Source organism: Desulfomonile tiedjei DSM 6799, assembly GCF_000266945.1.
Lineage (GTDB): Bacteria > Desulfobacterota > Desulfomonilia > Desulfomonilales > Desulfomonilaceae > Desulfomonile > Desulfomonile tiedjei.
Window position 1 is genome coordinate 6,223,064 of record NC_018025.1, and the last position, 14,567, is coordinate 6,237,630.

General features: G+C 56.7%; 14 protein-coding genes. 11 read left to right on the forward strand and 3 right to left on the reverse strand.

Going from position 1 to position 14,567, the window contains the following annotated elements; translation table 11 throughout:
- Positions 1-258: 258 nt before the first annotated feature.
- From DESTI_RS29540 to DESTI_RS26830, 11 genes are all read left to right on the forward strand, one after another.
- Complete coding sequence (locus DESTI_RS29540) at positions 259-753, forward strand: DUF302 domain-containing protein (protein WP_014813088.1); 495 nt, start codon at positions 259-261, stop codon at positions 751-753.
- A 27-nt stretch (positions 754-780) separates the two neighbouring features.
- The gene (locus DESTI_RS26790) at positions 781-3,306 is read left to right on the forward strand and encodes a xanthine dehydrogenase family protein molybdopterin-binding subunit (RefSeq protein ID WP_014813089.1); all 2,526 of its coding nucleotides are present in this window, start codon (positions 781-783) and stop codon (positions 3,304-3,306) included.
- Positions 3,299-3,778 (forward strand): (2Fe-2S)-binding protein, encoded by a 480-nt coding sequence (locus DESTI_RS26795; protein ID WP_014813090.1) that lies wholly within the window; start codon positions 3,299-3,301, stop codon positions 3,776-3,778. The genes DESTI_RS26790 and DESTI_RS26795 overlap by 8 nt, the downstream gene beginning before the upstream one ends.
- An 11-nt stretch (positions 3,779-3,789) precedes the next feature.
- Entirely contained in the window at positions 3,790-4,638 is an 849-nt protein-coding gene (locus tag DESTI_RS26800; protein ID WP_014813091.1) for an FAD binding domain-containing protein, read from the forward strand.
- Between the two features lie 109 nt (positions 4,639-4,747).
- Positions 4,748-4,894, forward strand: coding sequence for a hypothetical protein (locus DESTI_RS31030; protein WP_014813092.1), 147 nt, complete (start codon positions 4,748-4,750; stop codon positions 4,892-4,894).
- A 362-nt stretch (positions 4,895-5,256) separates the two neighbouring features.
- Positions 5,257-5,676 (forward strand): pyridoxamine 5'-phosphate oxidase family protein, encoded by a 420-nt coding sequence (locus DESTI_RS26805; protein ID WP_014813093.1) that lies wholly within the window; start codon positions 5,257-5,259, stop codon positions 5,674-5,676.
- 568 nt (positions 5,677-6,244) lie between these two features.
- Positions 6,245-6,886, forward strand: a complete 642-nt coding sequence (locus DESTI_RS26810; protein WP_014813095.1) for a DUF3786 domain-containing protein — start codon at positions 6,245-6,247, stop codon at positions 6,884-6,886.
- 196 nt (positions 6,887-7,082) lie between these two features.
- Positions 7,083-7,562: a MarR family winged helix-turn-helix transcriptional regulator gene (locus DESTI_RS26815; RefSeq protein WP_014813096.1), complete on the forward strand. Its 480-nt coding sequence runs from the start codon at positions 7,083-7,085 to the stop codon at positions 7,560-7,562.
- 50 nt (positions 7,563-7,612) lie between these two features.
- Positions 7,613-8,062, forward strand: a complete 450-nt coding sequence (locus DESTI_RS26820) for a PaaI family thioesterase (RefSeq protein WP_014813097.1) — start codon at positions 7,613-7,615, stop codon at positions 8,060-8,062.
- 8 nt (positions 8,063-8,070) lie between these two features.
- Positions 8,071-9,405 (forward strand): SCP2 sterol-binding domain-containing protein, encoded by a 1,335-nt coding sequence (locus tag DESTI_RS26825; protein ID WP_014813098.1) that lies wholly within the window; start codon positions 8,071-8,073, stop codon positions 9,403-9,405.
- Positions 9,406-9,498: 93 nt separating this feature from the next.
- Positions 9,499-10,278, forward strand: a complete 780-nt coding sequence (locus DESTI_RS26830) for a DUF1638 domain-containing protein (protein WP_014813099.1) — start codon at positions 9,499-9,501, stop codon at positions 10,276-10,278.
- 363 nt (positions 10,279-10,641) lie between these two features.
- Here DESTI_RS26830 and DESTI_RS26835 read toward each other — a convergent pair whose 3' ends face one another.
- From DESTI_RS26835 to DESTI_RS26845, 3 genes are all read right to left on the reverse strand, one after another.
- Positions 10,642-11,820, reverse strand: a complete 1,179-nt coding sequence (locus DESTI_RS26835; protein WP_014813100.1) for a TetR/AcrR family transcriptional regulator — start codon at positions 11,818-11,820, stop codon at positions 10,642-10,644.
- 230 nt (positions 11,821-12,050) lie between these two features.
- Complete coding sequence (locus tag DESTI_RS26840) at positions 12,051-14,000, reverse strand: acetoacetate--CoA ligase (RefSeq protein ID WP_014813101.1); 1,950 nt, start codon at positions 13,998-14,000, stop codon at positions 12,051-12,053.
- 86 nt (positions 14,001-14,086) lie between these two features.
- Positions 14,087-14,524 carry a MaoC family dehydratase gene (locus DESTI_RS26845; protein WP_014813102.1) on the reverse strand — a complete coding sequence of 146 codons (438 nt, stop codon included), beginning with the start codon at positions 14,522-14,524 and terminating at the stop codon, positions 14,087-14,089.
- Between the last annotated feature and the right edge of the window lie 43 nt (positions 14,525-14,567).

Consider the following 14,567-nt stretch of genomic DNA (forward strand, 5'->3'; position numbering starts at 1 on the left):
CTTACACAAGAACCATTTTGACCGATGGATTTCTGAGTTGCTCAATATGGAAAAGCAGTCAAACAGACCTATCAAAACCTTCGCCCGCGACTGCATCGCCGTGCGCCTGCTGAACCGGGTTGTCACGAAGTGTTACAACGAGCCCTGATCCTCGGAGCCGGACCTGCCGAGTCCGGTCGTGAGAAGGGCTACATCGCTCGAACCCGTGATCCTTGGACACCTGTCGCCGGGTGGTGACAAACCTCTGAGGAGAAGCCCATGTCAACCGATAAGACTTTCAGCGTCACGCGGCACACCCTGACCACGCCGAAGCCGTTCGACGAGTTCATCGGCGAACTCGAGAAGCGCTCGCCCGTGGTCCCGCCGGAGGTATTCGGGGAGCTCGCCGACTTGAACCTTCCACAGGACGAGCTCAAGGCGCGGGTCGAGGGTCTCATCGGGTCGAGCGGCTTCGTCTTCTTCTTGAAGGTCAGACACGATCAACTGTTCTCCCACTTCGGCCGAACTCACGCCAGCGTCCAGTACGCCATCGGCAATCCGCTCATAGCGAAAGACGTGTCCGACAAAGCCCCGGCCATCTGCCTGTACACGCCGTTTCGGCTGGCCGTGTACGAGTCGCCCGAGACCCACGAGACGATCGTGAGTTACGACAGCCCCGCGTCGCTCTTCGGCTCCTTCGGTGTTCCCGAGGCGGCCGAGATCGGCGCAAAGCTCGAGGGAAAGCTGCAGGACCTCCTGACCCGGTGCCTGTGAGCGGTTGCTTTCAAGGGGGGGAGTTTGATGGACAACCAGACCCAGAACCCGGACTTGCATCCTCCGGCGGCTGAGGGTCCCAGCGTGGGCCGTCCCGTCCGTCGTCTCGAAGACGAACGCTTGCTGCGAGGCGGGAGCCGCTACGTCTCGGACCTGATCGCGACGTCCGACGCCCTGCGCCTCAAGATACTGCGTTCACCCCACGCCCACGCCCGGATCCTCGCGGTCAGCGCCACCGCCGCCCGCGCGATGCCGGGGGTCGTGGCCGTCCTCACGGCCGACGACCTGGCGGGCGTCGGCGACCTCCCCTGCGATTGGCAGGCCCCCGGCATGATCGCGATCCCGCTGCATCCGGTCCTGGCCCGCGACCGTGCCCGGTACGTCGGCGAGCCGATCGCGGCAGTCGCGGCCGAGAGCGCTCACGCGGCGGAGGACGCGCTGGCGGCAATCGCGGTCTCCTACGAGGTGCTCCTTGCGGTTGCCGACCAGGAGGCGGCCATCGAGCCGGGTGCTGCCCTACTTCACGACGCCTTGCCCAACAACATCGGCTACCAGTACCGCCGCGAGGGGGGCGACGTCGAGCGCGCATTCGCCGAGGCCGAGGTCGTCGTGCGACGGCGTCTGACCAACAACCGGGTCGCACCCGCACCGATCGAGGGCCGCGTGGTGCTTTCCGAGTTCGACCCCGCGTCCGGCCGGCTGGTCCACCACACAGCGAGCCAGCTCCCTCACATCCACGCGCGGTCCCTCGGCGCATGCCTTGGCCTGCCGCTCCATATGCTGCGGCTTATCGTCCCCGACATCGGCGGAGGGTTCGGAGCCAAGCTCTGCTTTTACGCCGAGGACGTGATCTGCGCCTTTCTGTCGATGCGCACGGGCCGCCCCTGCGCCTGGTCGGAGGAGCGCGGCGAAACCTTTCTCGCCACCACGCACGGGCGCGACCAGATCCAGTACGCCGAGATCGCGGCCAGGCGCGACGGGCGCATCACGGGCTTCCGCTCTCGGCTCCTCGCCGACATCGGCGCCTATGCGATCGGCATGGGGCCTGGCGTGCCCGCGATCAACACAGGGTTCGGGGTCTCCGGCCCTTACAACATCCCGAACGTCGCGACTGAGGTAGTGGGTATCTTCACCAACCGCACCCCGACCGGTCCCTACCGCGGCGCGGGACACCCCGAGGCCACCTTCCTCCTCGAGCGGATGGTGGACGAGCTGGCACGCGAGCTCGCGATGGATCCCGCCGAGGTCCGGAGGGTGAATTTCGTGTCCCCGTCCGCCATGCCGCACCGGATGCCGACGGGGTGGACGCTCGATTCGGGCGACTACGCCGCCAACCTGGACGCGGCGCTCAAGCTCGCGGGCTACCGCGAGTTGCGCGAGCGTCAGGCGACCTTGCGGGCGGAGGGTCGTTTCCTTGGCATCGGGCTCGCGACCTTCACCGAGAGTTCGGGCGTTGGGCCCTCGATCGGGATGGAGTCGGTCGGTTTTCGTCGGGCCGGCCACGAGAGCGCCCGCGTAGTCGTCCACGCCGACGGTCGCGCGACCGTCTTCTCCGGGGCGATGAGCACCGGGCAGGGCCACGCGACGAGCCTCGCCCAGGTCGCGGCCGACGTGCTGGGGCTGGCGCCCGACGAGGTCGAGGTAGTGGAGGGCGACACCGAGGCCGTGCCGTTCGGGACCGGCACCTTCAACTCGCGCTCCATGGCGATCGGCGGCACGGCCGTCTACGAGGCGGCTCGCAAGCTCCTGGACAAGGCCCGGAAGATCGCCGCCCACAAGCTCCAGAGGCGTCCCGAGGACCTCACCTTCGAGGACGGCGTTTTCCGCCCCTCGGACGGATTGGGGATAATAGCGGCGGCCGCACACGCCGGCAAGAAGGTCGAGGACAAGGTGGTCCACGCCGTCTTCCGGCGGCGGATGGGCATGGATCTCCCCCCGTCGGACCGCGAAGCCGGGACCGTGACCTTCGCCGACGTGGCGCGCGAGGCGCATCTCGGCCACGGCCTGCCGAGGGGCATGGCGCCGGGCCTCGACGAAACCCACTTCTTCGACCCCGTGGACATGCCCTTCGCCTACGGCACCCACGTCGCCGTGGTCGAGGTCGACCCCGAGACCGGGCAGGTCGCCTTGCTGCGTCACGTCGTGGTCGACGACTGCGGCCGGATCATCAACCCCCTGCTCGTCGAGGGGCAGGTGCACGGCGGCGCGGCGCAGGGCGTCGGCCAGGCGCTCATGGAGGCGATGGTCCACGGGGTAGGCGGAGAGCCGATGGTCGACGATTTCGGCGAGTACGCGATGCCGCGCGCGGCCGACCTACCCGCGTTCGAGACGGGCCATACCGAGGTCCCAACCAAGCTGAACCCGCTCGGCGCCAAGGGCGTCGGCGAGGGCGCCACGATCGGGGCGACGCCGGCCGTCGTCAACTCCGTTCTGGACGCGCTGGCGCCGCTCGGCGTGAGCGAGGTGTCCATGCCGATGACCCCGATGCGGGTGTGGCAGGCAATCGAACGGGCACGAGAGGGGAGGGGCACGAAAGGAGAGAACAATGCCTGAAGTCTCGATGACGGTGAACGGCCTCGCGGTCCGCGGCACGGTCGAGGGGCGCACGCTCCTCGTCGAGTATCTGCGGGAGCATCTTCACCTGACGGGCACTCACGTCGGCTGCGACACGACCCAGTGCGGAGCCTGCGTTGTCCACGTCGACGGCCTCGCGGTGAAGTCGTGCACCATGCTCGCGCTGGAATGCGAGGGCGCGGCGGTCACGACCATCGAGGGCCTGGCCCCGCACGGCGCCCCGCTCCACCCCATGCAAGCGGCCTTCCGCGAGCACCATGCTCTGCAGTGCGGCTACTGCACGTCCGGCATGGTGATGATGGCGGTCGACATCGCGCGCCGCCTGGGTGAGCCGGACGAGGCGACGATCCGGGAGGAGCTCAAGGGCAACATCTGCCGGTGCACGGGCTACCACAACATCGTCAAGGCGATCGCGGCAGGCGCCAAGGCGATGGCCGCCGAGCGCGAGTGAGGACTCTCTCCATGCACGACTTCGTTTACCATCGGCCCCCCACGCTCGACGAGGCTTGCCGGCTCGGCGCCGAGGAGGGGGCTGCCTTTCTCGCCGGGGGCCAGACGCTGCTTCGGGATCTGAAGCATCGCCGGCGTGCACCCGTGAGCCTCGTGAAGATCTCCGGGGTGCTTTCCCGGGAGATCGACTTCCGGGATGGCGAGATCATGATCGGAGCGGGCGTGACGCACGCCGAGGTCGCTATCTCGGAGGTCGTGCGGGAGCGGCTTCCAGCGCTGGCGGGCCTGGCAGGACATATCGGTGACCCGGCGGTGCGGCACCGCGCCACCCTGGGCGGCGCCGTCGCCGCCAACGAGGCCGCAGGCGACTACCCCCCCGCCTGCCTCGCGCTTGGCGCGACGGTGCACACGACGGAGCGGGACCTCGCCGCCGCCGAGTTCTTCTCCGGCCCCGGCCGGACGGTGCTCGAACCGGGCGAAATCATCACCGCGGTGACGTTTCCCGTGCCCGTGAAGGCGGCCTACGTCAAGTTCCTGAATCCGGCAGCGCGATATCCGATGGCCGGGGTGTTCGCGGCGCTCGCGGCGGACGGGAGGCCCCGCCTGGCCGTCACGGCGGCACGTGCCGACGGCGCATTCCGCTGGCGGGAGGCGGAAGCGGCGCTGGCCGCGGCGTTCGTCGCCGACGTGCTTCGAGACGTGCGCCTCCCGCCCGAGGGCCTCGCGGAGGACTTGTTCGCAGACGCGGCGTATCGAGGACACCTCGTGGGGGTGCTCGCCCGCAGGGCGGTGGCCCTTTCCAACGCGCCCGGGCCCGGCGTCGCGGTATTCTCACATGGATCTCCCCTGCAGAGTGGCTAAGAGCGTGCGGAGAAAGTACCTCATCCCGTTTGATAAATTGCCGTCAAGGGTTTCGATCAGCAAACCATAGAATTACTTGCTAGGCCGCGCCGTAAGCAGAGGAATCGATATGGATCTCATTGCTGTCCTGTTCATCTTGTTCGCGTCGCTTGTCGTTGTCTGGCTCGTATCGTTCGTAGTTGAAGCGCTCAGGCCGGCACGTACTCACGAAGCTTCCTGTCCGAATGCACACGGAAATAGACGAGAAGGGGGCTGAGATGCGATCTGAGCTATTTCAGCTTGATACGGGTAGAAATGTCTAGAAAGAGGGAGTTACTCCATTTTTCTATTGACAAGGAAGAGTGAGTGTATATACACTCAGTGTGCTTCGCTGGATGGCGAGTCCTTCGGATAATTCGAAGACGAGAGATGGCTCCAGAAAAGAAACGAGATGTATCGGCAATTCAGCAGAATCCAACCGGTCCTAGCGCGTGTTTGGCAACCGTTCGAATGCGCCCTATGCCGACAGAAAACCAAGACTCCGCATCTTGAGCGGATCAAACTAACCATTTTTAGCCCACATTGATGACTCCCCGAGAGGGCAGTCATCATGAGCCCATGAAAGGACGAGGGAAGGCCATGAGCACACAATTGATGGATTTTTTCAACAAGCAGCCCAGACTGGGCATCCTGGCAACCGCGGACAAGAATGGCAAAGTTGATGCGGCCTATTTTGGTTCGCCTCGCATGATCGATGAGAAGACTATTTTTATGGGATTGGGTAAGAATCGCTCGTTTGAAAACCTTCAACAGAATCCCAATGCCGTCTTCATGATTATGGAACCCGGGCAATCACTTCCTGAATGGAAAGGCGTCCGGGTCTACATGAAAATGACCGATTGCCAGACGTCAGGAGAAAAACTCGATGCGATTCGGACCCGCATCGCCGAAGCGTCCGGTGAGAAGGCATCCCAGATGGTACATGCCGCAGTCACGTTCAGTATTGAAGAGGTACGCCCCCTGGCCGACTTTGGACAGGGTTGGGAAAAATCCATCTGACAGCCTGAAGACGTGACTCCGCGCAAGGCTCGCAAGGGTAGGCAGCCCCAATACTAACCAGCGCTGATCACCATGGTCCGTGAGGTACACGGGCATGCCGTAAGGCCGTGCCGCCGGGTATCGATGCGCTACTATAGACGGTTCTCAAAAGTTTTCGCGTCTTGTGCCGACATTCAGCAAGAGGCCAAGGTTGTGTCTCGGGTGCCACTGACCTGGTAGCGCCAGGTCAGTGCCCTTGCCACTTGACGCGCCCAACACTGACCTGAGCGTGCTCAGGTCAGTGGCACCCGACTGACAGAACTGCGCAACGAACAACCGAGAAAAGATAGCCTCACGTGAAGTCAATCCGTGATTACTTTCGAGAACTGCATAAATGAATGAGCTGATCACGGTATAGATCCTCAAAGGTCAGCCTGTTTCGAAAACTAAGCCCCATTTTCTGACCAAATCGGACCAAGGCTCTTGCGATTGCTCAGGTTTGGAACGATTCACCCCTGCGCCGCATGTTCTCTTGTTAAATCGCTTTCCGCAAGCACAACAGAGGTGTCTAAGCCAGGGAGGAGCTTTCGTGAAAGGTGGCTATGATTCAATCTATCTTGACTTAATCACCAAGCTTTCTGAATGTGGTTTCCAGGAAAGTGCTGACCGCCTTGGTCTTGAATATGTTGATGGTGGTGTTCAAGTATGTTTCTTGAAGAGAGAATATCGTATTACCGTAGATGGCGTTGAGCCTCTGGACGGCCAACCTGTCAATGTAAATAATCGCAGTGTTCTTCTCTATTACCTTCTATCCAAAGGTCAGGGAGACCCCGAAAACTCTTACGTTCCGTTTGAGAGTATTCCAAGAATGATTAGTGGGCTACATGTACAAACCCGGTTGATGAATACTCCGCTGGAACGATACTTGGGTAACGACTACGTCAAATTTAGCCAAGCAGCGGTAAAACTTGGTGGAATCGAAGAAGAGTCTCAAGTGAGCAAACATCTGTGGAGATTTGACGTTCTTCCAAAAATCCCGTTGAAGATTGTCTTTTATGAAGCTGATGATGAGTTCCCGGTCAACATCCAAATCATGTTGGATAAGACAGCTCTTCAATTCTTGGAATTTGAATGTCTTGCTTTTATGGTGAGATGTTTTGTTCGTGCTCTAATCAAGACGGCGCAATACGGTGATGTTGTTGGTTGGGACAGTAATATGAATCCCATCTAAGTCAGGTGTAGGGCTGCAACGGTTTTCCCATCAGCGTTTGCTCCAACTTCAAGCTTGTCGCCTATTCGTGAATGCTGAGCGCGTGTCCAAAATGGGGCGTTACTCCATTTTTCTCTTGACAAGGAGCACAAGGGTGCATATACACTTGTTATGGTCGCTGATAGGAGAACCCTTCGCGACAGTTCGGAGATGAAAGATGGCTCCTCAAAAGAAACGAGATATATCGACAAATCTGGAAACTTTTCCGCTTGATACGGCCCTTGAAATGGGAAAAAGCTGTACGTGTTTCAATCTTCGAAAAGCCACCAGACGTGTGACGAGCTTTTATGATGCCGCTCTGAAGCCTTCCGGTTTGAAAGTAACCCAGATGACTCTTCTCACGGCCATCAGGGTCCTTGAACCGGTAACCATTAAACGGCTCGCCAAAGCCATTGTCATGGATCGAACAACTCTGAGCCGCAATGTCTCCTTATTGCACAAGAAAGGCATGATTGACATAGAGCCGGGCGACGACCTTCGCACCCGAAAACTTACTCTTACCGAAAGGGGACATACCGCACTGGTTGCAGCGTTCCCGCTTTGGCAAAAGGCGCAGGTCGAGATAATCAATGAATTGGGAGAAGACCGTTGGGCTTCTCTGTTAGAAGGGATCTCTGATCTGGTGGCTATCACATAATTTTTTTGTCTGGATGTGTGTATATACACATTGCCTAAGAGGAGTAAAACATGGACGCACAAGCAAAGGCAGAAACAATGCTGGACCGAAGCATGATCTCGGGGGAATTGCCTGACCCGCCCATAGCACAGTTGTTAGGTGTCAGAGTCATCGCCGTACTACAGGGCGAGTCCCAGCTTGAACTCGAAGCGGGTCCCCAGCACTCCAATCCAATGGGAACATTACACGGCGGAGTTTTGTGCGACCTGGCCGACCTGGCCATGGGTGCAGCATACGCCAGCACTTTGGACCGTGGGGAGACCTTCACGACGCTGGAACTAAAAATCAACTTCCTCAGACCCGTTTGGAAAGAAAAGTTATTTGCAGTGGGCAAGATTGTGAATCGGGGTCGCACAGTAGGCATGGTCGAGTGCGACATCACAGATTCTCAAGGCCGTCTTGTCGCCAAAGCCACGAGCACCTGTCTGACTCTCCAAAAGGAAAGGCATCGAAATCGTTAGGAGGCACGATGTATTCCCAAGATCATCCCACGATCAAATGGTACGAAGGGAAGTCGGCTCAAGAAGAACCGTCTCCAGAGAAACTGGAATCCACTGTGCTGCAAAAGATTTGTCTCGACCTGGGAGCCGATGACATGGGATTCATAGAAATAGATAGACCGGCTCTTTCTTCCCAAAAGGCCGATCTCCTGGAACTCATGCCGGAAGTCAAAACAATTGTAAGCCTGGCGTTCCGATTGAATCGGCAGAATCTAAGGACTACCGTTCACTCAGTAGCAAACCTGGAATTTCGGCACATTTGGACGAAAGCCAACAGTACCGCCCACAGGATAACCGCCAAACTGGAAGGCATGGGGATACGGGCACTCAATGTTCCAGCCGGATTCCCTTTCGAGACGGAACGATGGCCGGGAAAGATGTGGTTCACTTCAGACAAGTTACTGGCGATCGAAGCCGGGCTGGGACAGATGGGATGGAACCGGCTCGTGCTTCATCCCAGGTTCGGCGCTTTCACTGTACTCGGGACCCTTCTCCTGGATGCCGAGCTGACGTCTTACAGCGCTCCACTCGATTACAATCCCTGTATTGAATGCAAGTTGTGCGTTGCTGTGTGCCCCACCGGCGCAGTGGGCTCCGACGGCTATTTTGCGTTTCCCTCTTGTTACACTCACAACTATAGAGAACGATTGGGAGGCTTTATAAACTGGGTTGAGACCGTTGCGCAGGCACAAAGCGCAATTGACTATCGGAAGAAGGTGACGGATTCGGAAACCATATCCATGTGGCAGAACCTCTCTATCGGAGCCCAGACAAAATGTGACCGATGTGTGGCAGTATGTCCTGCTGGTAAAGAAGTCATCGGAGAATTTCTCCAGGATCGTCCAGGCTACACGAAAGGAACTGTGAAGAAATTCCGGGAAAAGCCAGAGACAATTTATGTCCTGCGGGGTTCGGATGCAGAAGCCCACGTGAAAGAACATTTTCCCAACAAGACCATGAAATACGTTGGGAACGGGACCAGGCCGTCATCGGTTCAGGCCTTTCTGTTCGTCCTTCCAAGAGTATTTGAGAGGAACCGTTCCGAAGGTCTCAACGCCACGTTTCACTTTACCTTCACCGGTAGTGAATCGGTTCAAGCAACGGTAGTCATTCGTGACAAAACCATCGAAGTCCGTCCGAGTCATGTTGGGGAAGCGGATTTCAAGCTTAACGCCGACTCCAAAACTTGGCTTGAGTTTCTCAGAGGAGAAAAGAATCTCATGTGGGCGCTATTAACTCGAAAAATCAAAGTGAAGGGTCCGATTGGTCTGATGAAAGCCTTTGCAACCTGCTTTCCTTCATGACACGAGGTGAATCTTGAGGAATATAACCTGATTTCAGAAGCCAAGTTGTCCTCAGTTGCAAGGCCGAAGAGGACGAGCGGAAGGATGGTTGAAATGGCTACATTGGGTATCATTACCTGTCAAATTCTGGAGTTGGAATTCGCCCATCTTCTGGTGAATGACCCGGAGGTCTCGGCAGTCAACATTCTGGACGATGAGTTCTCGAAGGAATTGAGCGAAACTCTATCGCGAAGGACCAAGGTCAGATCAAAACCAATAGCCTCCATTGCCGAATACACATCCACGGCTTCAGACGGACTGGAAATAGTCATTCGTGTCATGAAAGTGGGGCTTCATAGCGTGATAAAGGATCTGCGAAGTGGAGTCAGACAGGCGGCAATAGAGATGGAACCGTACGTGGATGCTATCTTGCTTGGGTACGGTTTGTGCGGAAACGCATTGAAAGACTATGACGAACTGTTGCCTCCTTCTGTGGTTCCGGTACTCCTTCCAATGGACGGTGACCATCCAGTCGATGATTGTGTCGGCCTCTTAATCGGGGGACGAGAGAATTACTATGAGGAACAATGTAGAGTCGCCGGGACAATGTTTATCAACTCGGGATTTTCGCGACACTGGGCAACCATCCTGCATAAAGGACGTGGCGCGGAAAAACTGGACCTTGCAATGATGAAGAGGCTGATGGCAAGTTACGAAAGAAGCTTGCTTTTGCCGACCCCTGTGGCATCGGAACAAGACCTGGCATCGGGCATTCATGAATTTAATAGGATTTACGGTCTCCGCACGGAGGTCCGGCCCGGCACTTTGGACATCCTTGAGAAGGCTTGGAGTTCTGCCAAGCAATTGGTGCGACATGGGCATACCTTTCCCTGATTCGAATTTCCGATCCCGCACGACTGCTGCGTCTCCCGCGGGAGATTACCAGTTTTGAGTAAGCCCTGTCCGGTGGCTGGGCCGTGACTACTGGCTTCCGAGATTAGGCAGGTTATGGAGAATTCTGCGCCTCTTTCTGTCCCGTGGGTGGTGACCTTCGACTGAACATGGCATCCTCTGGGTGTTTCTTTGAAAGAGTTCGACAAACATCCGCGTCCCAGTACTCTCGGTGCCGATTTTTTAGTGGCCAAGCCCACTCTTACTTCTGTCTTCCGATGAGAAACCGGTCTGTTTGTCGATGAGTCTACCGATGGTGAAGCGAAAGAAGCCAAGCGGTGTGTTGCCGGATCTCAATCTCGCAGCTCACCCGCTGGAACAGGTGTCGGCGATCGTCACCGCAGCGCATAGGAGTTCCACAAGGCCCTTAACTTCGCCCATTTTGTCAAAGTTCTTCTCGTCGAAGATGATCCAGCGCAGAGCCATATGAGTAAATGCCCCGAGAAACATGTTTTTGAAGACACGAGTATTAACATCGTGGCGAAACGCGCCACAGGCCTTGCCTTCTTCCACTATATCCTCAAGAGTCTTTATATATTTTTTGAACTCGTCGAAGGCCTTAGATGCGTAGAATTTTTGGCTTAACAAGTTATCCATTACGAATATCTTCAGAAAATTCCGATTCTGCATATAAAGATCAAAGTGGTACCGGATGAACCGTCGAAGCTTTCGAATCGGCGTCTTGATGTGAAACGTCTCGGGAAGTAGAGCCATATGTCCTTGCAGTCGCATTTCCGTGATTGACAGCAGCAGAACCTCTTTGCTCTCGAAAAAATCGTAGATGGAACTCTCGGCAATACCCACCAGACTTGCGATGTCTGCCAGCTTGGCCTTAGCAAACCCAAATTCTGCAAACACCTCCTCAGCAGCCACGAGAATCCGCTCCCTTTTTCCTGGTTCTTCACATTGCCCTTTTTCTTCGATCATGTTGAGAATGAGCGACATCAAGTCTTGCCAATCAGTGCTGCTTTCGGAGATATCCCTGGTGATCGCACAATCAACTGCTTCAAAGTCTTGCGTCCCATATATGATTTCACGGACCAGTCTCATATCGACGTCATTTCTAAAAACTCCCTGATCGACACCCCGGTGCAGGATCTGGAGGGTCAACTGAGAGTGATTTCGGATGAAAGCGTACGCAGGACTTTTGTAGAAATCCTTGTTGGACCGGTATTCGAACATGAGATTTCGGACGTAGTCCTGGTGGAGTTCATTGTACCGAAGCCCGAACCATATAACCCTGCCGAGCTCGGATCGAGGGTCGATAATTCCCTGAAGCTGTTCTTGAAGCTCCTTCCAGGTATCCTCTAGCCTCTGATAGGCCACAGAAAAAACCAAATCCTCTTTGTCTTTGAAGTACTGGTAGGCCAGGGAATCAGACACGCCCGCCTTCCTTGCAATCTGGGCTATCGTGGTACGGGCAACCCCCTTTTCCGATATGAGCTCCTCGGCTGCCTGCAATATTTTGGCTTTACTGTCATTCACGTGAGTGCTGCTCCTCCCGGTCCAGTGTCATAAGCTTTCGCCATACCGTCTATGTATCACATCGGAGGAGAACGTGAAAACTGCCGCTGCCTCAGCTTGATCTGGAGGTGCGGATTCCCCACAACAATTGTTTGCTCAGTCTACCCGGTAGCCCACTCTGGCTGAAGCAGTCCCTGCGGCTCTGGGCATCGGGCTAGTCGAGAATCGAAACGATTGTGCTCCAACACGAGCTATCTTTTCAGCTCCGAGAGATTTCTGAAGTAATCAAGGGCATTCGGATTGGCTAATGCGTCTTTGTTCGTCACGGGTTTGCCTTCGATGATGTTGCGCACCGCGAGTTCCACCTTCTTGCCGTTCAGGGTACACGGAATATCATCTACAGGCAGGATGAGAGCCGGCACGTGTCGCGGGGTCGCGTTTTCACGGATGGTCTTCTTGATCCTGTTCACCAGCGCGTCGTTGAACTCGACGTTCGGAGCGGTTTTGACAAAAAGGAGCACCCGCACGTCGTTGTCCCAGTCCTGACCCACCACTATACTGTCTGAAATCTCCTCCATGGCTTCCACCTGTCGATAGATTTCAGCAGTGCCGATGCGCACCCCACCGGGATTCAACGTGGCATCCGAGCGGCCGAAGATTTTCACGCCGCCGTGAGCAGTGATTTCAATGAAGTCTCCGTGATGCCAACGGTTGGGGAAACGGCCGAAATACGCTGCACGGTACTTAGTCCCCTCCGGATCGTGCCAGAAATAGATTGGCTGCGACGGGAAGCTTGCCGAGCAGACCAGCTCACCCTGCTGCCCGACTACGGATTGCCCCTGAAAATTGTATGCCTCGACTTTCATACCCAGCCCGCGGCATTGCAGCTCTCCCTCGTACACAGGCAGGATCGGGCAACCGAGTGCGAAACAGGATATCAGGTCGGTGCCGCCCGATATAGACGCAAGGTCGATGTCCTCTTTCACGTCTCGATACACGAACCGGAAGCTCTCTTCCGAAAGCGGGGAACCGGTGGAGCATATGGTCCTGAGGGACGACAGATCGTACTGCTCCTTGGGCTTGAGCCCCACCTTCTCCACGGAAGCTATGTACCGGGCGCTGGTCCCCAAAATGGTCATCTTCTCATCCTGGGCAAGCTGAAAGATGGCACCCGGATCGGGATAGAACGGGGAGCCGTCGAAGAGGATCAATGTTGCGCCCACGGCAAGCCCGCTGACGAGCCAGTTCCACATCATCCATCCACAGGTGGTGAAATAGTAAATCTTGTCTTCGCGCTTGAGATCCACATGGAGCAGGTGTTCTTTAAGATACTGGATAAGCGTGCCGCCCGCGCCGTGAACCATACACTTGGGCAGGCCCGTGGTGCCCGACGAGTACATGATGTACAGCGGATGGTCGAAAGGAAGCCGCTCGAACGCAATCTTAAGGCCCTGTTCCTTTGCAATAAAGTCGTTGTAGTGCACCGCGTTGGTAATGGCACCTATGTCCTCCCTGGAGCGAGTGTACGGGATAACGACCACTTTCTCGATGTTGGGCAACTGTTGAAGGATTCCGCTGATGCGTTCCAGAGAATCGTGTGACTTGCCGTTGTAGAAATAGCCGTCCGCGGTGAACAGGATTTTCGGCGCTATCTGTCCGAAGCGGTCCAATACTCCCTTGATGTCAAAATCCGGCGAACAAGACGACCATACTGCTCCCATGCTCGTTGCTGCAAGCATTGCCACGACGGTCTGAATCATGTTCGGGACATATCCGGCCACACGATCTCCCGGGACAACCCCAGCTTCGCGTAGGGCCTTTGCCATACGAGCAACCTCGTCATAGAGCTGCGCATAGCTCATGCGCACGGTCTCCTGATCCTCTCCTTTGAACACCAGAGCGATCCGATCGTCCCGAAACCGGAGGAGGTTTTCCGCGAAGTTCAGCCTGGATCCGACAAACCATTTCGCTCCTATCATCGTCGGTGATTCTTCGAGCACCTTTTCATAGGGCTGGGAAGCCAGCACCTGTCCGAATTCCCACACTGCGGCCCAGAAGTCCTGTCTGTCGTCTATGGACCACTGATACAGGGACTGAAATCCTTCAAGATTCAACGAGTACTTCTTGTTCACGAACTGGATAAAAGCGGTTATATTTGCGTTTCTGATGCGCTCCTCGGACGGCATCCACAGCGGTTCCATATCTGTGCCTCCCTTACGAAACCTCTAGAACAATTGGCTAAGCAGTCTCACCAGAGTCCTGCGCACAGCCTCACGTACCATTCGATTTAGCTGGCTGCCTTTCGAGGGGGAGATACCACCGCCGAACCTTCAGCTACTGTCTCGCCTCGTTGATTGGTCCAAGCTAGTGCGACTCTGACCCATTTTTTCTTGGAGATCTTCTCTACCACTTCGCCGATGACCGTTATGGTGTCGCCGAAATAGACCGGGGCCTTGAATCTTGTTGTCAGTTCCACGGCTATGGTTCCCAGTCCCGGCAGCTTCATCCCCAAAACGGGAGCGGCCAAAGACATGGTCAATGGACCATGAGCGACGCGAGCCCCAAAAGGAGTGGTTCGCGCATACTCTTCATTGACATGCATGGGGTTAAGATCCCCACTGATTCCAGCAAAGAGATATACGTCCGTTTCGGTTATAGTTTTTGAGAAGGATGCTTTCTCTCCGATTTCCAGCTCCTCATACGATTTGCCACAGTCCAAGCTCATCGAAATCTCCTAGAGTGCATCCGACGTCTCGCCATAGCCTCTC